Raw genomic sequence first — 17,639 nt, 5'->3', positions numbered from 1 at the left:
GCAATCGAATAAAAATTTCTCTAATGAGTTAGCTTAATATATCCAATGTTGGAAATGTTATAAATCGGTAAAAAATAAGGCTCATTAGGTTGAGCCTTATTTTTTTTACATTTTAGCAAATTATCTAGCTTTTAAACTTTGAATAGTTTAGAAATTTGATTAAGTTTACCAGTTTTAATTATTAAGAGTGAAAAAGTAAGTTTTAAGTATGCTTAAAAATTCTAAGTTTTTGACTTAGAGATTTTATATATAATTAATTTTGAAAGGGGCTATATATTATGATTATTATTTTAAAACACAAAACACCAAAAGAAGAGGTACAAAAATTGATAGGTGAAATCGAGAAACTTGGGGTTAATGTTCACTTATCAGAAGGATCAGAAAAGAGCATCATAGGACTTATAGGAGATACTACAAAAATTGATCCTAGAAAAATAGAAGCTAATAGAAATGTGGAGAAAGTTATGCACGTACAAGAACCTTACAAAAAAGCTAATAGACTATTCCATCCTGAAGATACAGTAATAAAGATCGGGGATGCAGAAATAGGTGGAAAAAATATATGTTTAATTGCAGGACCATGTTCTGTAGAGAATGAAGATCAAATAACTGAAATAGCTAAGAATGTGAAAGAAACTGGTGCGAAAATGCTAAGGGGCGGCGCTTTCAAACCAAGAACATCACCATACAGTTTCCAAGGACTTGGAATGGATGGATTGGATTTATTAAAAGTAGCAAGAAAAAATACAGGACTTCCAATAGTAACTGAAATAATGTCAACAAGCCAGCTTGATAGATTTGCAATGGATGTAGATGTAATACAAGTTGGAGCAAGAAATATGCAAAACTTCGATTTGTTAAAAGAACTTGGAAAGTTAGATAAACCCATATTATTAAAAAGAGGATTGTCAGCTACTATAGAAGAGCTTCTTATGTCAGCTGAATATATAATGGCTGGAGGAAATGAAAAAGTTATATTATGCGAAAGAGGTATAAGAACTTTTGAAACCTACACAAGAAATACTTTAGATTTAAGTGCTATTCCAGCAATAAAGAAATTAAGTCATCTTCCAGTAATAGTGGACCCAAGTCATGCTGCAGGAATGTGGTGGATGGTTGAACCTCTATCAAAGGCTGCTGTTGCAGTAGGTGCCGATGGTTTAATAATAGAAGTTCATAATGATCCTGCTAATGCATTGTGTGATGGACAACAATCAATAAAGCCAGAAGTTTTCGAAAACTTAGTAAAGGATCTTAGAAATATAGCAACTGCTGTAGGCAGAGAAATTAAATAGAAAGCTTTTAAGGGAGATCACTATGAATTTAACAGTTAATTTAACCAATAATTCATATGAAATAATAATAGAAAAAGGTATTATAGCTAAGGCTGGAGAGCAGATTGGTAAAGTGTTCAAAGGTAGAAGGATAGTAGTTATAACCGATGAAAATGTGTTTAAGTATTATGGAGAATTACTAAAAGAATCCTTAGAAGATAGTAATTTTTCAGTAGAAACTATAGTGCTTGAACCAGGTGAAAAGACAAAGGGATTTTCAAGTCTTTTAGGAATATATAACAAGCTTTCTGATTTTAGTATAACAAGAAGTGATCTTATAGTTGCATTAGGTGGAGGAGTAATAGGAGATTTGGCAGGCTTTGTAGCCTCCACCTATCTTAGAGGAATTGAATTTGTTCAAATTCCTACCTCACTTCTAGCGCAAGTTGATTCTTCAGTAGGTGGTAAAGTTGCAGTTGATTTGGAAAGTGGAAAGAACTTAGTTGGAAGCTTTTATCACCCATTGCAAGTGCTTATAGATCCTACAGTGCTAAATACCTTATCAGATAAGTTTTTCTATGATGGTCTAGCTGAGGTTATAAAATATGGAGCAATTAAGGACAAAAATTTATTTTTAGAGCTTTCAGAATTTAAAGATAAGGCTGAGCTTTTAGAACACATAGAAGACATAATTTATAGATGTGTTGATATAAAAAGAGATTTTGTTGAAAGAGATGAGAAGGATAAAGGTGACAGAATGCTTTTAAACTTCGGTCATACTTTAGGGCATGCTATAGAAAAATATTTCAATTTCGATGTTTATACTCATGGTGAAGCAGTAGCTATAGGGATGTATTATATATGTAAGCTTGGCGAGAACAAAGGCTTAACAAAGGCTGATACTTCAAAACTGATAAAGGATATCTTAATAAAGTATAATATTCCATGGAAGGTGGATAACCTAGAGATTGGAGACTTATTAACTACAATAAACCGTGATAAGAAAAATTTAAATGGTAATTTAAATATAATTTTATTAGATGAGATTGGTATAAGTAAGATTCACAAAACAACTTTAAATATATTTGAAGACTTAGACTTGGAGGAAAGATAATGAATAAGATACAGATAAAGCCCAAGCCAATAAGTGGGAATATAAACATTCCGCCATCTAAGAGCATGGCTCATAGAGCTATAATATGTGCGGCTTTAAGTAGAGAAGAAAGTTTAATAACAAATATTGATTTTTCAGATGACATAGTGGCAACTTTAAGTGCTATAGAAAAGCTAGGAGCTAAGTTTGAAAAAGGGGATAATTGGGTTAAAGTTAAAGGTGGAGAACTTGAAGCTGAAACAGGTGCCATAATTGACTGCAATGAGTCAGGTTCTACTTTAAGATTTATTGTACCTATATTTCTTATAAAAGAAAATAATATAACTTTTGTGGGTAAAGGGAATCTAGGAAAAAGGCCGCTTAAACCTTATTATGAAATATTTGATGAACAAGGGATAAAGTGGAGTAATAAAGAAGGCGAACTTTGCTTATCTGTAAAAGGACAACTGGAAAGTGATGAGTTCTATATTAAAGGAGACATAAGTTCTCAATTTATTAGTGGATTACTATTTACTCTCCCTCTTCTAAATGGAACTTCAAGGATTATCATTACAACAAAACTAGAATCAAAAGGATATATTGATCTAACTTTAGAGATGATGAAAAGATTCGGCATAGAAATTATAAATAATGATTATAAGGAATTTATAATAGAAGGAAATCAATCATATAAAGCTACAAATTATGAAGTTGAAGGTGATTTCTCTCAAGCTGCCTTTTATCTTGTTGCTAGTTCACTCGGAAATTCAGTTGAACTTTCTAAGCTAAATCTCCAAAGTCTTCAGGGAGATAAAGAAGTATTAGATATACTTAGCAGAATGGGAGCTAATATAAGTACTTCAGATAAAAAGGTTTCTTTATCAGTTGAAAATTTAGTTGGAACTACTATAGATGCAGCACAATGTCCAGATATAATTCCTGTAATAACAGTAGCTGCAGCTTTGGCTAAAGGAACTACTAAGATAATTAATGCAGGTCGATTAAGAATAAAAGAATGTGATAGATTAAGTGCCATATCTTCTGAATTGAATAAATTAGGGGCTAAAGTAGAGGAAGGTACTGATTATATGGTTATTGAAGGTGTAGAAAAGCTTACGGGAGGAGAAGTTAGTTCTTTCAAAGATCATCGAATTGCTATGAGTTTAGCAATAGCTGCAACTAGATGTGAAAAGCCGATTATAATTGATGATCCAGAATGCGTAAGAAAGTCATACCCAGGTTTTTGGAAGGATTATAAAGCTTTAGGGGGCGAAATAGATGAGTGGAGTATGGGGTAATAATATAAAGATATCCATATTTGGAGAATCTCATGGGGGAGCTATTGGTATTAATATCAGTGGGCTTCCTGTTGGAAAAGATATAAATGAAGAAGAAATTTATAAAGATATGAAAAGAAGAGCTCCAGGCAATAGCAATTTGACTACAGCAAGAAAAGAAGAAGATAAGGTTGAAATACTAAGTGGTATATTCAACGGAAAAACCACTGGAGCACCTCTTTGTGGAATAATAAGAAATAATGACACCAGATCTAAAGACTATAGTAAGTTAAAAAGCGTAATGAGACCAAGCCATTCTGATTATCCAGCCTCAATAAAATATAAAGGTTTCAATGACTATAGAGGTGGTGGACACTTCTCAGGTAGAATAACCGCACCTTTAGTATTTGCAGGAGCTATAGCAAAATCCATTTTAAAAGAAAAAGGTATTAATATAGGAGCTCATATAAAGTCAATTGCAGATATAGAGGATACGGAGCTTAATCCTTTAAATATTGATAACAGCATTTTAGAGTCCGTTAAAGAAAAAGATCTTCCTATAATTGATGATAATAAAAAAGCATTAATGGAGCATAGGATTCTATCAGCCAAAATGGAAGGGGATTCTGTTGGAGGAATAGTGCAATGTGCTATAACAGGGATAAATGCTGGAGTTGGAGCTCCATTCTTTGACTCAGTTGAAAGTACTATTGCTCATCTTGCCTTTTCAGTACCTGCTGTGAAAGGAATTGAGTTTGGAAAAGGCTTTGAACTTACAAAACTTAAAGGCTCTGAAGCAAATGATTCATATTATTATGAAGGAGAAAAAGTTGCTACAAAGACAAATAATAATGGTGGAATTTTAGGTGGGCTAACTAATGGAATGCCAATATTATTTAATGTTGCTATAAAGCCAACTGCTTCAATAATAAAATACCAAGATACAGTAGATATTGAAAATAAAGAAGATACTAAGTTGCAGATTGAAGGAAGGCATGATCCGTGTATAGTTCCTAGAGCTGTAGTGGTTATCGAAGCTATTGCAGCACTAGCATTACTTGACCTTATGGAAGGAGAATTTTAATGAGTGATATTGAACAGTATAGAAAATCCATAGATGATATAGATAAGAAGATAATAGAACTATTTCAAGAGCGTATGGAAGTTGTAACTAAGGTAGCAAGATATAAGAAAGAAAATAATCTTCCAATATATAATGGGAATAGAGAAGAGCAAGTAATTGAGAAAAATGTTTCTCGTATTGGAGATGATTCTTTAAAGCCTTTTGCAAGAGAGTTTATATTATCTATGATGGATATAAGTAAAAAATATCAGTCAGTTGAACTTTCAAAGGATGGGGCAAGTAGCGAATACAGCAATGAAGAAGAATCTTTTTATAAACAAAAAGATTTAAGATTAGGGTATCAAGGTGTAAATGGATCTTACTCAGAAGAAGCTCTTTTAAGTTACTTTGGAAATAAGCATAAGACATCAAATTACGAAAGATTTGAAGATGTATTTAGGGCTTTGGATAAGGATGAGATTGATTTTGGAGTACTTCCAATTGAAAACTCATCTACTGGAGCTGTTAAGGAAGTATATGATCTTTTAAGAAAATATGGATTCTTTATTGTTGCTGAAAAGTGTATAAAAATAGAACACCATCTTTTAGGAATAGAAGGTGCAAAGGAAGAAGACTTAAGAGAGATATATTCCCACCCTCAAGGCTTTGAGCAGTGCAGTGTGTACCTAAATAATCTTAAGGATGTAAAGTCTATACCTTATTTTAATACGGCAATAAGTGCAGAACATGTAAGTAAAGAAGGTACAAAAGAAAAGGGAGCAATAGCATCAAAAAGAGCAGCAGATATCTTTAATCTTTCTGTAATTAAAGAAGAAATAAGTAATGAAGAAGACAATTTTACAAGATTTATTATTGTTGGAAAAAACATAATAAATAATGCATCCAACAATAAAATATCAGTGGTTTTTGCGGTTGAAAATAAAGCAGGAGCACTTTTTAATGCACTAAAATGGTTTTCAGTAAATAATCTTAATATGATTAAAATAGAGTCTAGACCTATAGCAAAGGAACCTTGGAAGTATTTCTTTTATATAGATTTTGAAGGAAATATAAAAGATATAGTAGTAAAAGATTTATTAGAAGTCTTCGAAAAAAGCAGTTCGTATTTCAAACTTTTAGGAGTATATAGAAGGGAATTAGACGTCTGTAATTAAGAGTCTATGGTGTGGGGAAATGAATGCATATGGTTTAATTGGGGAAAAACTATCACATAGTCTTTCTCCAGAGATTCATAAAAAAGTATTTGAAAAACTTAATTTAAACGCTAGTTTTTCTTTATATGAGATAAAGCAGAAAAATATAAGTATGACTGTAGAATCTTTAAAGGTTCTAGGTATAAATGGTGTTAATGTAACAATACCGTACAAGGAGATACTTATGGAGCAGTTAGATTATATTTCAGAAGAAGCTAGGAATATAGGGGCTATTAACACCATAAAAATAGAAGAAGACAGGACAATAGGATATAACACTGATTATTTTGGTTTTGGAGAGCTGCTTTTAAGAAATGATGTGGATGTGAAGAATAAAGTTGTTGCAGTACTTGGAACTGGTGGAGCTTCTAAGGCAGTGGTTCAGTATATAGCTGACCAAAAAGCTGGAGATATATATTTAGTTTCAAGAGATAAGATTTTAGCAGCTGGAAAATATCCTAACAATAAGTGCATAAGCTATTCTGAGCTTGAGGAGAGAAATGATATAGATATCATAGTCAATACCACTCCAGTTGGCATGTTTCCTAAGGTTGGATATTCACCTATAAAGGATGAAGTAATTGAAAAGTGCCATACGGTTGTAGATATAGTATATAATCCTTTAGAAACGGAATTGCTAAAAAGAGCTAAAAGCTTAGGAAAGAAAACTGTTGACGGACTGTACATGCTTATAGCTCAAGGGATTAAAGCAGAAGAAATATGGCTTGATAAAAAGTTATCTTATGAAATAGGTGATGAACTTTATAAAGGACTAAGTGAGATTCTAAATCAAGGCAAGCATAAATAAATTTATAAGCAAATAAATATATTAACTTAAATTCGAACATCGGGGGATGAAGATGAATATAACTATAGTGGGGCTAGGTGTTATAGGCGGTTCCTTTGCAAAAGCTTTAAAGCCGTTTGAGGAACATGAAGTCTATGGTATAGATAGTGATGTATCTACATTAAGTAAGGCTGAAAGCCTTGGAATAATAAAAAAAGGATATTTAGAAGGAAAAGAACCTTTAGAAATATCTGATTTAGTAATTTTATGTATATATCCAATGTCTGTACTTAAATTTATCGAAAGCAATAAGCAGTATTTTAAAAAGGGAGCAATCATTACTGATGCTACTGGGGTTAAAGGAATAATGGTAGATGATATACTAGATTCTGTTGGAGAAAATGTTGATTTTGTATTTGGTCATCCTATGGCAGGAAGAGAGAAAAAAGGAATTGATTTTGCATCAGCAGAGGTGTTTAAAGGGGCTAACTATATATTAACACCTCATCATAATAATAAAGCTGAGAATCTTAAAATTGTTGAAGACTTAGTTTATTCTATTGGATTTTCTAACGTAAAAAAAGTGAATCCTTATGAACATGATAAAATAGTTGCATACACTTCTCAACTTCCACACGCTATGGCAGTAGCATTAGTAAACAGTGATGATGATAAATATCCAACTGGTGAACTTATTGGTGATAGTTACAGAGATCTTACTAGGATAGCTAATATAAATGAAGAATTATGGAGTGAACTTTTTTTATCAAATAGAGAGAATTTAATAAGCACCATTGAAGTTTTTCAGGTAAAACTTGAGGATATAAAAAAATCCTTGGTCAATAATGATAAAGAGAAACTTATAGAAATATTTAAAGAGTCTTCAAGGAGAAGAGAAAAACTTTAGAATGGTGGTGTAATATGCGTAAGTTCCTAGTAGTATTAGCAATTATATTTATTATCTTAATAGCTTTTGTAGGTGGATATTATATTGGTGGAGGAAAGATGTATTTAGATAAGTTTTTCTCCAGAAATAATCCAAGCGATATAAATAAAGGATCTAGTAATAATAGTTCAAATATCAATACACCTATAGATGAAAAAGATCCTATTAAAGAAAAACTAAAATCTTTAACTTTGGATGAAAAAATAGGTCAGCTTACGATTGTAGGTATTGAAGGTACTGAGATAAATGATAATACTAAGGAACTTATAAAAAATTACCATGTGGGTGGAGTAATCTTTTTCAAAGAAAATATAAGTAGTAGAAATCAGGCATTGGCTTTAGTTCAATCATTAAAAAACATAAATGGAACAGGTATTCCTCTATTCCTAGGAGTAGACGAAGAAGGTGGCAGAGTTTCAAGAATGCCAGCTGAATACAAAAAACTCCCTAGTAGTGGAACTATAGGCAAGAAGAATAATGAGGATATATCAAAAAAGGTTGGTGAAATCTTAGGAGAAGAAGTTAGCTCAGTAGGATTTAACCTGGATTTTGCACCAGTATTAGATATAAATAGTAATCCTAAAAACCCAATTATAGGTGATAGATCTTTTGGCAATAACGCTGAGTTAGTATCAAAACTTGGAGTTGCTACAATGAACGGAATTCAGTCTAAAAACATAATATCAGCAGTTAAGCACTTCCCTGGTCATGGAGATACTTCAGTGGATTCCCACAAAGGACTTCCAACAGTAAATAATGATATTAATAGATTGAGAAGCTTTGAACTTATACCTTTTAAAGAAGCAATAGATAATGGAGCTGACATGGTTATGGTTGCACATATCTTATTGCCAAACATTGATAAGACATATCCATCATCTCTTTCTAAAGTAGTTATATCAGATTTACTTAGAAAGGAACTGGGGTTTAATGGAGTTATAATAACTGATGACATGACTATGGGAGCAATAACCTTAAACTATGATATAAATAAAGCTGCAGTAACCTCTCTAAAAGCTGGAAGTGATATAGTTCTTGTATGCCACGACTACAATAAAGAAAAAACTGTAATCGAATCTATAAAGACAGCGATTAACAATAAAGAAATAACAGAGCAGGAAATTGATGAAAAGGTATATAGGATACTCAAGCTAAAGGATAAGTATAAGATAGGCGAGGAAAAACAACAGCAGTATAACATGCAAGACATAAACAATAAAATTACATCTATTTTAAAATAATCATTCTTTTAAAATCATATTAATTCTTTGCGAAGCTCATTAAAGCATTGGATGTAGAGACATCTTAATTTCATAAATGGAAAAATAGCCTTTGAGGAATTCAAAGGCTATTTTTCATATATTTCTAATGGAAGATTGTCTGGATCTTCGAAGAAAGTAAAACGTTTGTTAGTGAATTCATCAATTCTTATAGGCTCAGTAACTATACCATTCTTGTTCAATTCGAGAACTGCTTCGTCGATATTATCTACCTCAAAAGATAGATGTCTTAAGCCTCTTGCTTCGGGATAGCTTGGTCTTGGTGGACAATTGGGAAAAGAAAAAAGCTCGATTTGATATACTCCATTGACATTGAGATCTAGCTTATAGGAATCTCTTTCTTTTCTATAAACTTCTCTTTCTATAGTAAATCCAAGTTTATTAACATAAAAATCTTTAGATTTTTCATAATCTGAGCAGATTATTGCTATATGATGAACTGCATTAATTTTCATAATATCTAGGACTCCTTTAATAATGTTTTTTGCCATGCTTAAGTAAATGTTGAGATTAAGCAGAGCTTACCTTTTACTTAAGTATTATATAACAAATCGATGTAAATACAAAATAAAGATGAAACACTTCTATCATAAATCTATTCCTATAAACAGACACACTACTTAAATCTTTGGACCCAAAATAATGTTTCCGATGAGCCTACGAAGCTTTATTTTGATAGATTTCAATTTGAAGTAGTATGTCTATAATTGTAGGTATCATATGAAATTAAAATAAATATGATTTATATTTTTTAAACTTAAAACTATATTGTCTATAAATATATAAATTTAATTAAATAATGTTGATAAAATGTATTGATATGCATATAATAGTATTGAGGTGATAATATGGAAAAAGATTACTTGTTTGATTATGAGTTAGAAGAAATAGAGAAAGGATATTTTTACGACGATAGAAAAAAGCACTTTAAATGCTTGATTTGTGGAGATATGTTTGAGAAGGGAAGAATCTATAAGATTAATGAAGAATTTTATGATGCAGAAAAATGCTGCGAGAAGCATATCGAAGAAGTGCATGGCGATATGTTTGATTTTCTCATAGAAAGAAACAAGAAAATAACAGGGTTAAGTGAGAATATGAGAGATTTTATAAAGCTTACTTATGAGGGGCTAAGTGATAAGGAAATTGGAGCAAGCATGGGGTTATCTTTATCTACAGTTAGGAGTTATAGATTTAAGTTAAAAGAGAAAGAACTTCAAGCAAAATCTCTTCTTGCAATTCTTGACCTTATGAAGAATAATTCAAAGGAGGAGGAGGAAATGGAAGGTTCTAAACTTGTTAACGCACATCTTTCAGCAACTACTTTAGATGAAAGATATAATATGAGTGAGCAAGAGAGAAATGATATAAGAAAGAATTATTTTGATGAAAATGGTGCTTTGAAGGTTTTCCCTTCTAAAGAGAAGAAAAAGCTAGCAATACTTTCTGAGATAATAACCAATTTTTCAAGAGATAAGAAATATACAGAAAAAGAAGTTAATAGAGTACTAATGAGAATATTCGATGATTATGCAACACTTAGAAGATACCTTATTGAATATGGGTTCCTAGATAGAACAAAGGATTGTAGCTATTACTGGATAAAAGAGTAAGGTTGTGTTTAAATACTGTGGTAACTAAGGTTTCACCACATCTTATAATTCAAATAGAGTCACAAAGAATTAATACAAAAAAGCACTGCAATAATTTTAGTTATAGCAGTGCTTATTCTAGGTCTAAGTTAAAATTTTAGGTTTTCGAAAATTTAAATAAGATATTTACACTAATAGAGTTTTTACTAAATCAAATCAATTAAAAAGCCCAGTTGCCATTCTTAAACACTTGAATTTCTTCACCTTCGTGAGTAGTTCCAACTATTTCAAGATCTTCAGTTCCAACCATAAAGTCGATATGAGTTATGGATTGATTAGCACCTTTCTTTTCGAGATCTTCTTCACTAAGATTTTCTCCTTCCTTTATGCAAATAGGATATGAAGCTCCAATTGCAAGGTGGCAGGATGCATTTTCATCATATAAAGTATTAAAGAATATTATACCTGAATTAGATATAGGTGAATCAAAAGGTACAAGGGCAACCTCTCCTAAGTAGTGGGAACCTTCATCTGTTTCAACTATATTCTTTAAAGTGTCATAACCTTTTTCAGCAGTAAAATCAACTATTCTTCCATCCTTGAAGGTAATAGAGAAGTCATCAATTAGATTTCCGCCGTAGTTAAGAGGCTTTGAACTATATACTATTCCATTTACGCCTGTTTTCTTTGGAAGAGTGAATACTTCTTCAGTAGGCATATTGGCTATGAATTCAACACCGTCAGCAGTGTAATCAGCTCCTCCAGCCCAGATATGACCGTCTGGAAGCTCAATAGTTAAATCAGTACCTTTTTCATTTTTATAATGTAGAGATTTAAAGTTCTTAGAGTTAAGGAAATTCATTTTTTTACTTAGGGTATTTTTATGAGTATCCCAAGCTGCAACTGGATCTTCACTATCAACTCTAACTACTTTAAAGATTTCATTCCATAATAGCTCAACAGCTTCTTCTGGAGTGCTGTTTGGAAATACCTTAGTAGCCCAGCCTGTAGTTGGAATTGAAACTACAGCCCAAGAATTTTTATTGCTCATGAGCCTTTCGCTAAATTCCTTTAACGCTAACTGAGAAGTTTTTTGAGATTTTGCAATTCTTTTAGGATCAACATTTTTTAAAAGTTCAGGATCTGCAGCAGATATACTTAAAAAAGCAGCTCCTTCTTTTGCTGATGAAAGTCTAGAATCAACCATCCACTGAGGAATTGTATCGAATACTTCTTCAGGAGCCTTTAAGTATTTAATCTTGGTACAGATTTCATCATTCCATTGAACGATAACGTCCTTTGCACCAGATTCGTAAGCAACTTCTGTTGCTAATCTAGTAAAAGGAGCACACTCGATTGGCGAAGTAATAACTAAAAGCTGTCCCTTTTGTATGTTAACGCCAGTTTTTACTGCAAGTTCAGCATATTTTCTTAAAAAATCTTCTTTCATTTTGACACCTCTCTCGTAAAAAATTCTTTATATAGAATTTTACCAAATCATAGCAACAATTAAAATGTTTTTTTTATCCTCTAAAAATTTATACCTCAATTATATCTGTAAATAAGTATGCGAACAGACTTAAGAAATAATATAAGTTAAAGAATAAAAGATGAATTAATTTAAATTTTATGAGAAAAATCAATATATATAGTTTTATTTGACCTTATATGGATTTGACACATCATTATAACCACAATTTATGGGCATTTGCTTCAAAATGCTTACTTATTGGATATAGATGGTTGGAAAGAAATACTGTTTATATTATAATGTATAAAGAGATTAGAACTTACATTTTGTTAATTGTTTTGTAAGAATATACTTATAGTTTTTAGTCAATAAAATTATTATAGGAATTACGAGTATTAGTTATACATTTAAAAATATAAGGTGAGAAAATCTTTATCATAGTTTTAGTAATTTTAAAAGAAGAATTTGGAGGATTAATTATGAAACGTTTATTGATATTGGACGGTAATAGTTTGCTTAATAGAGCATTTTATGCGATTCCTCTTTTATCTACAAATGAAGGCATATATACAAATGCAGTTTATGGATTTACAAATATGCTTATTAAGATGAAAGAAGATTTTAAACCAGACTACATAGTATCAACTTTTGATAGGAAGGCACCTACCTTTAGACATGTAGAATACCAAGATTATAAAGCTGGAAGAAAGAAAATGCCTCCAGAGCTTGCAGCACAGTTTCCGATAGTTAAAGAAATGCTTAATCTATTTAGCATAAGTATTTATGAAATGGATGGTTATGAAGCTGATGATTTAATCGGAAGTTTGGCTAAGTTTGCAGAAGAGAACGGTATAGAAGTTTATATAGTAACTGGAGATAAAGACGCTCTTCAGCTTGCGTCAGACAATATAAATGTAGTAATAACTAAAAAGGGAATTACTGAGAGAGAAATATACACAAGGGCTAGAATGGTAGAAGAGATGGGGGTTACTCCAACTCAGTTTATTGATGTTAAGGGCCTTATGGGAGATCAGTCAGATAATATACCAGGAGTTCCAGGTATAGGCGAAAAGACTGCATTTAAGCTTATCCAAACCTATGGCAGTGTTGAGAGTGTATTAGAGCATGTAGAAGAGATAAGTGGTAAAAAGATTAAAGAAAATCTAATACAGTACAGCGAACAAGCCGTATTCTCAAAGAGATTAGCTACTATAAATACTGAAGTTCCAATAGAATTTGATTTAGATGAGATAAGATCTAATGAAAATTATGATAAGGAAGGTCTTAGAAAGCTATTCTTTAAACTACAAATGAAATCCTTGCTTGATAAGTTACCAGAAGCTGCAACTTTAGACGGAGATTCAGTTGATACTGATATCGAATTTGAGAGCATAACTAATAATGATGAGTTAAAGTTGGCTTTAGAAGCCTTAGGAAAAGAAGTTTACTTTACTTTTAATTTAGATGGAATAAGCAAATACTCGTTAATTAACATAAAAAACATATTCATATCGGATGGCAACAAAAATTATGAAATAGTTTTTGAAGGTATTAACAATGAACAGGGAATCGAACTTATAAGGAAATTCTTTGAAGATGATAGCATAAAGAAAATAAGCCATGACGTAAAGAATTTCCTAACTGCTCTAAGAAAATTAGATATAGACATGAAAGGGCTTATCTTTGATACTGCCTTAGCTGCTTATTTAATTGATTCATCAAAAGGTACATATCCTCTTTTAACTTTAGTAAATGAGTATGTAGGGGAAGATCCTAAAGGTGATGACACTGTAATGAATATGAAGCTATGTTTTCATATGAAGAAGCTATATTCATATCTTAAGACTAAAATTGAAGAAGCTGGCATGGAAAAATTATTATATGAAGTTGAACTTCCATTAACACTAGTACTTTCTTCTATGGAGGAGTATGGCTTTAAGGTTAACTCTAAAATATTAGATGAACTATCAGTGAAGTTTAAAAATGAAATAGAAGAAAGCCAAAAGACTATATATGAACTTGCTGATGAAGAATTCAATATAAACTCTCCTAAACAATTAGGAAAGATACTATTTGAAAAACTTGATTTACCAGTAGTTAAAAAGACAAAGACAGGATATTCAACAAATGCAGAGGTGCTAGAAAAGTTATCTGACAAACACCCTATAATAGATAAGATAACTTACTTTAGACAGTTAACAAAGATATACTCAACATATATAGAAGGTTTAAAAGCGGTTGTCGATGAAGATGGATGTATACATTCTAACTTCAATCAGACTGTAACCACAACTGGAAGGCTTTCATCCACAGAACCTAATCTTCAAAATATACCTATAAAATATGAGATGGGTAGAGAGATTAGAAAAGTATTTATTCCTAGGGAAAAAGGCGATGTGATACTTTCAGCGGATTATTCTCAGATTGAACTAAGAGTCTTAGCTCATATTGCAAATGATGAGAATATGATCGATGCCTTCAAACATGATATAGATATTCATACAAAAACAGCTTCGGAAGTATTTAAAACTCCGTTAGATGAAGTTACAAAACTAATGAGGAGCAGAGCTAAGGCTGTTAATTTTGGAATAGTTTATGGTATTGGTGACTTTAGTCTTTCACAAGACCTTCATATTACAAAAAAAGAAGCTAAAGAATATATGGATATATACTTTGAAAGATATCCAAAAATCAGAGAGTTCATGGATAACATAATTAAAGAAGCAGGAAAAGATGGATATGTTACAACTATACTCAATAGAAGAAGATTTATACCTGAGATAACTGCCTCTAACAAGATAGTAAAATCTTTAGGTGAGAGATTGGCTATGAATGCACCTATTCAAGGAAGTGCTGCAGATATAATAAAGGTGGCCATGGTAAGTGTATATAATACATTGAAAGAGAAAAAGATGAAAAGTAAACTAATACTTCAGGTACACGACGAACTTATTATAAACGTAGTGCCAGAAGAGTTAGAACAAATAAAGACTATTATTAAAGAAGAGATGGAAAGTGCAGTAAGTCTTAATGTTCCACTTGAAGTTGATATTAATATAGGTGAAAGTTGGTATGATGCTAAATAAAGGAGGAAATTATGATTAAGGTTGGGTTAACTGGGGGAATTGGTACTGGTAAAAGTACAGTTTCTAAGATACTTCTAGAATCAGGTTTTTGCATTATAGATGCTGATCAAATTGCAAAGGATGTACTTTCAAAATATCCAGAAATACTTATAAAGGTAAGAGATGACTTTGGAGATGGATTTTTTGATTGGAGAGGTGAATTTAGAAGGAAAGAGTTTGGCAATCATATATTCAGATTTCCTAAGCAAAGAATCAAATATGAAAATATAATAATGCCTTATATTATAAAAGAGATAAATGATTCATTTGATGCATACAATAAGAAAGGTGTTGGAATCGTGATTTTAGATGCTCCAACACTGATCGAAAACAACATGCATGAAGAAATGGACTTTATTATATTAGTTTGGTCCGATAGCAATGCACAGCTTTCAAGATTAAAGCTTAGAGATAAATTAAGTCAGAGTGAAGCATTAAATAGGATAAATGCACAATTACCTTTAGATAGAAAAAAGGAATATGCAAATTTTATAATAGATAATAGCGCCAGCTTGATAAAAACTAAAGAACAAGTAGATGATATGATAGAAATATTAAAACTTTATAAATAAAATATAAATGAATAGAATTAATTTTTGTGGTGATATTAAGCCCTAATATGTTTAGGAGAATGTTATGAAATTAAGAAAATACATTGTATTTTTTGTTGGTATAGCCATAGTATTATTGGGCTTTAGATGGTGTGTTTATAATTTGATGTATCCATATAAGTATAAAGATATTATTAAGAAGTACAGTGTAGAATATAATTTGGATCCATTATTAGTGTTGTCTGTTATAAAGGCAGAAAGCAATTTTAATACAAATGCACATTCATTTAAAGATGCACATGGACTTATGCAAGTAACTGACAGTACAGCTAAGTGGGCTGCTAAAGAAATGAATATTAATTATTCTGATTCTTCACAGCTATTAGATCCACAGTACAATATAAATATGGGATCTTGGTATCTAAAGAATTTAAGAGATGAATTTCAGGATATGGATTTAGTAATTGTTGCTTACAATGGAGGACGTGGAAATGTAAATAAGTGGCTTAACGATGGCCGATATTCAAATGATGGAAAGTCGTTAAAATATATACCATTTAAAGAAACAGATAAATACTTAAAGAAAGTTAAAGTAAATTACAATATCTATAAATTTTTATATAACTAAACTTTAAAATAGACCACTTTATCTATAAGTTAAAGTTAAGAGATTAAATGAAATTTCTTAGAGATAGCTTAAAAATAAAGTGGTATAAATTTGCGATTATTTAACTTATCAAATGAGGAGAAAGTGATGAAAAAGAAGATACTACTAATTATTCTGATTGTTTTTATAATTATTGGAACAATTGCTGTAATTAATATTAGATACTTGATTCCAATAAAGCTTAATAAACAATGGTCAACTCCGAAAATTACTAAAGAGGAAGAGTTAACGATAAACTTCCTTAATAACAAAATGACTGATTCTAAAAACGGTATATATACTAATTACATAGATCAACCAAGTTCCAAGGATATTACAAAAGGACACGCTGTGCTTTCTGAATCGGAAGGGCTTATAATGCTATATGCTGTAGAGCAAGGTGATAAGGAATTATTCGATAGGCACTGCAATATAGTTATGAATCAAATGCTTCTTAAAAGCAATTCTGTTGCATGGAGAATAGATCACGGAACTCTAGCGGAAACATCAGCCACCATAGATGATTTTAGAATAATAAAAGCTTTAATATATGGATATGACCGATGGAAGGAGTTTAATTATAGAAAATATGCAATAAAAATATCTGACTCAATCCTTAAGAACAATATAACTTCTAAGCTTCCTGTAGATTTTAAGGATAGTTATGGAAAAAGTAAAACTGTTACTATATGTTATCTTGATGTAAATACTATGGGGATACTTAAAAGTATAGATAGAAGATGGAAAGATAAATATAATGAGTCGAAGCAGCTTATAAGCAAAGCATATATATCTAATAATTTGCCATTATATAAAAATACATATGATGTCAGCAAACAAGGATTTATAGAACAAAAAGATGCTGATACGCTTTTATCACTTATAACTTCCTTATATCTTAAGCAAGATGGGGAAGATATAACAACTACTGTAAAATGGGTAAAAGAAAGATTAGTTGCAGATGGCGCTCTATACGCTATGTATGATATAAACACTGGAAAGCCATCTACAGACATTAGATCAACGGCTATATATTCTGTTGCAGCTATGATTGCAAAAGATGTAGGAGACACAGAATTGTATGATATTCTTATAAAGAAACTGTTAGAATTTCAAGAGGTAGATAAGAGCAATGAGATTTATGGAGCTTTTGGTAATGCGGAGACAAAGGAAGTATATTCTTTTGATAATTTAAATGCAATCATAGCTATGCAGAAATAAAATGGTACATGTATAACAATTTGAATGATGGGCTGATAGAGTAGTAGACATATCTATTACATTGCGCTCATTAAATTTTACTAGATATATTTATATTGA

15 protein-coding genes are annotated in these 17,639 nt (G+C 31.2%); 13 read left to right on the top strand and 2 right to left on the bottom strand.

Translation table 11 applies throughout. From position 1 onward, the window contains the following. Positions 1-278 precede the first annotated feature (278 nt). The 8 genes from aroF to nagZ are packed head-to-tail and all read left to right on the top strand — an operon-like array spanning position 279 to position 8,895. A complete protein-coding gene (gene aroF, locus OCU55_RS11570; RefSeq protein WP_261852468.1) occupies positions 279-1,295 on the top strand; it encodes a 3-deoxy-7-phosphoheptulonate synthase in 1,017 nt (338 codons plus the stop codon). 22 nt (positions 1,296-1,317) lie between these two features. Next, positions 1,318-2,388 carry a 3-dehydroquinate synthase gene (aroB, locus tag OCU55_RS11565; protein ID WP_261852467.1) on the top strand — a complete coding sequence of 357 codons (1,071 nt, stop codon included), beginning with the start codon at positions 1,318-1,320 and terminating at the stop codon, positions 2,386-2,388. Next, entirely contained in the window at positions 2,388-3,665 is a 1,278-nt protein-coding gene (aroA, locus tag OCU55_RS11560; protein ID WP_261852466.1) for a 3-phosphoshikimate 1-carboxyvinyltransferase, read from the top strand. The genes aroB and aroA overlap by 1 nt, the downstream gene beginning before the upstream one ends. Further along, positions 3,646-4,728 (top strand): chorismate synthase, encoded by a 1,083-nt coding sequence (gene aroC / locus OCU55_RS11555; RefSeq protein WP_261852465.1) that lies wholly within the window; start codon positions 3,646-3,648, stop codon positions 4,726-4,728. The genes aroA and aroC overlap by 20 nt, the downstream gene beginning before the upstream one ends. Next, on the top strand, positions 4,728-5,882 hold the full coding sequence (locus tag OCU55_RS11550; protein ID WP_261852464.1) for a chorismate mutase: 1,155 nt from the start codon (positions 4,728-4,730) through the stop codon (positions 5,880-5,882). The genes aroC and OCU55_RS11550 overlap by 1 nt, the downstream gene beginning before the upstream one ends. 19 nt (positions 5,883-5,901) lie before the next feature. Then, positions 5,902-6,729, top strand: coding sequence for a shikimate dehydrogenase (gene aroE, locus OCU55_RS11545; protein ID WP_261852463.1), 828 nt, complete (start codon positions 5,902-5,904; stop codon positions 6,727-6,729). A 52-nt stretch (positions 6,730-6,781) separates the two neighbouring features. After that, positions 6,782-7,615, top strand: a complete 834-nt coding sequence (locus tag OCU55_RS11540) for a prephenate dehydrogenase (RefSeq protein WP_261852462.1) — start codon at positions 6,782-6,784, stop codon at positions 7,613-7,615. A gap of 14 nt (positions 7,616-7,629) precedes the next feature. Continuing rightward, positions 7,630-8,895 carry a beta-N-acetylhexosaminidase gene (gene nagZ, locus OCU55_RS11535; RefSeq protein ID WP_261852461.1) on the top strand — a complete coding sequence of 422 codons (1,266 nt, stop codon included), beginning with the start codon at positions 7,630-7,632 and terminating at the stop codon, positions 8,893-8,895. A gap of 107 nt (positions 8,896-9,002) precedes the next feature. On the opposite strand, the gene gloA2 is transcribed toward nagZ, so the two are convergent. Further along, positions 9,003-9,389, bottom strand: coding sequence for an SMU1112c/YaeR family gloxylase I-like metalloprotein (gene gloA2, locus OCU55_RS11530; protein ID WP_261852460.1), 387 nt, complete (start codon positions 9,387-9,389; stop codon positions 9,003-9,005). Between the two features lie 393 nt (positions 9,390-9,782). Here gloA2 and OCU55_RS11525 point away from each other — a divergent pair, with 393 nt between their 5' ends. Beyond that, positions 9,783-10,547 carry a DUF2087 domain-containing protein gene (locus tag OCU55_RS11525; RefSeq protein ID WP_261852459.1) on the top strand — a complete coding sequence of 255 codons (765 nt, stop codon included), beginning with the start codon at positions 9,783-9,785 and terminating at the stop codon, positions 10,545-10,547. 199 nt (positions 10,548-10,746) lie between these two features. On the opposite strand, the gene OCU55_RS11520 is transcribed toward OCU55_RS11525, so the two are convergent. Then, positions 10,747-11,976, bottom strand: a complete 1,230-nt coding sequence (locus tag OCU55_RS11520) for an aminopeptidase (RefSeq protein ID WP_261852458.1) — start codon at positions 11,974-11,976, stop codon at positions 10,747-10,749. Positions 11,977-12,476: 500 nt separating this feature from the next. Between OCU55_RS11520 and polA the strand changes: the two genes are divergently transcribed. The 4 genes from polA to OCU55_RS11500 all read left to right on the top strand — a co-directional run bounded on the left by polA (position 12,477) and on the right by OCU55_RS11500 (position 17,540). Continuing rightward, positions 12,477-15,083, top strand: coding sequence for a DNA polymerase I (gene polA, locus OCU55_RS11515; RefSeq protein WP_261852457.1), 2,607 nt, complete (start codon positions 12,477-12,479; stop codon positions 15,081-15,083). An 11-nt stretch (positions 15,084-15,094) separates the two neighbouring features. Then, positions 15,095-15,694, top strand: a complete 600-nt coding sequence (coaE, locus tag OCU55_RS11510; RefSeq protein ID WP_261852456.1) for a dephospho-CoA kinase — start codon at positions 15,095-15,097, stop codon at positions 15,692-15,694. A 64-nt stretch (positions 15,695-15,758) separates the two neighbouring features. Next, a complete protein-coding gene (locus OCU55_RS11505; protein WP_261852455.1) occupies positions 15,759-16,301 on the top strand; it encodes a lytic transglycosylase domain-containing protein in 543 nt (180 codons plus the stop codon). A gap of 126 nt (positions 16,302-16,427) precedes the next feature. Then, complete coding sequence (locus OCU55_RS11500) at positions 16,428-17,540, top strand: glycosyl hydrolase family 8 (protein WP_261852454.1); 1,113 nt, start codon at positions 16,428-16,430, stop codon at positions 17,538-17,540. The last annotated feature ends 99 nt before the right edge of the window (positions 17,541-17,639 follow it).

This window comes from Clostridium folliculivorans, assembly GCF_024341905.1.
GTDB classification, from domain to species: Bacteria; Bacillota; Clostridia; order Clostridiales; family Clostridiaceae; genus Clostridium_AR; species Clostridium_AR folliculivorans.
Note: the sequence above shows the minus strand (reverse complement) of the source record. Positions and strands in the feature narration are given on the sequence as shown.

Coding starts and splice junctions, on each gene's coding strand:
- nagZ (WP_261852461.1), top strand. CDS start 7,630: ATGCGTAAGTTCCTAGTAGTATTAGCAATTATATTTATTATCTTAATA.
- OCU55_RS11550 (WP_261852464.1), top strand. CDS start 4,728: ATGAGTGATATTGAACAGTATAGAAAATCCATAGATGATATAGATAAG.
- aroA (WP_261852466.1), top strand. CDS start 2,388: ATGAATAAGATACAGATAAAGCCCAAGCCAATAAGTGGGAATATAAAC.
- polA (WP_261852457.1), top strand. CDS start 12,477: ATGAAACGTTTATTGATATTGGACGGTAATAGTTTGCTTAATAGAGCA.
- aroE (WP_261852463.1), top strand. CDS start 5,902: ATGAATGCATATGGTTTAATTGGGGAAAAACTATCACATAGTCTTTCT.
- OCU55_RS11520 (WP_261852458.1), bottom strand. CDS start 11,976: ATGAAAGAAGATTTTTTAAGAAAATATGCTGAACTTGCAGTAAAAACT.
- OCU55_RS11525 (WP_261852459.1), top strand. CDS start 9,783: ATGGAAAAAGATTACTTGTTTGATTATGAGTTAGAAGAAATAGAGAAA.
- gloA2 (WP_261852460.1), bottom strand. CDS start 9,389: ATGAAAATTAATGCAGTTCATCATATAGCAATAATCTGCTCAGATTAT.
- aroB (WP_261852467.1), top strand. CDS start 1,318: ATGAATTTAACAGTTAATTTAACCAATAATTCATATGAAATAATAATA.
- aroF (WP_261852468.1), top strand. CDS start 279: ATGATTATTATTTTAAAACACAAAACACCAAAAGAAGAGGTACAAAAA.
- OCU55_RS11540 (WP_261852462.1), top strand. CDS start 6,782: ATGAATATAACTATAGTGGGGCTAGGTGTTATAGGCGGTTCCTTTGCA.
- coaE (WP_261852456.1), top strand. CDS start 15,095: ATGATTAAGGTTGGGTTAACTGGGGGAATTGGTACTGGTAAAAGTACA.
- OCU55_RS11500 (WP_261852454.1), top strand. CDS start 16,428: ATGAAAAAGAAGATACTACTAATTATTCTGATTGTTTTTATAATTATT.
- aroC (WP_261852465.1), top strand. CDS start 3,646: ATGAGTGGAGTATGGGGTAATAATATAAAGATATCCATATTTGGAGAA.
- OCU55_RS11505 (WP_261852455.1), top strand. CDS start 15,759: ATGAAATTAAGAAAATACATTGTATTTTTTGTTGGTATAGCCATAGTA.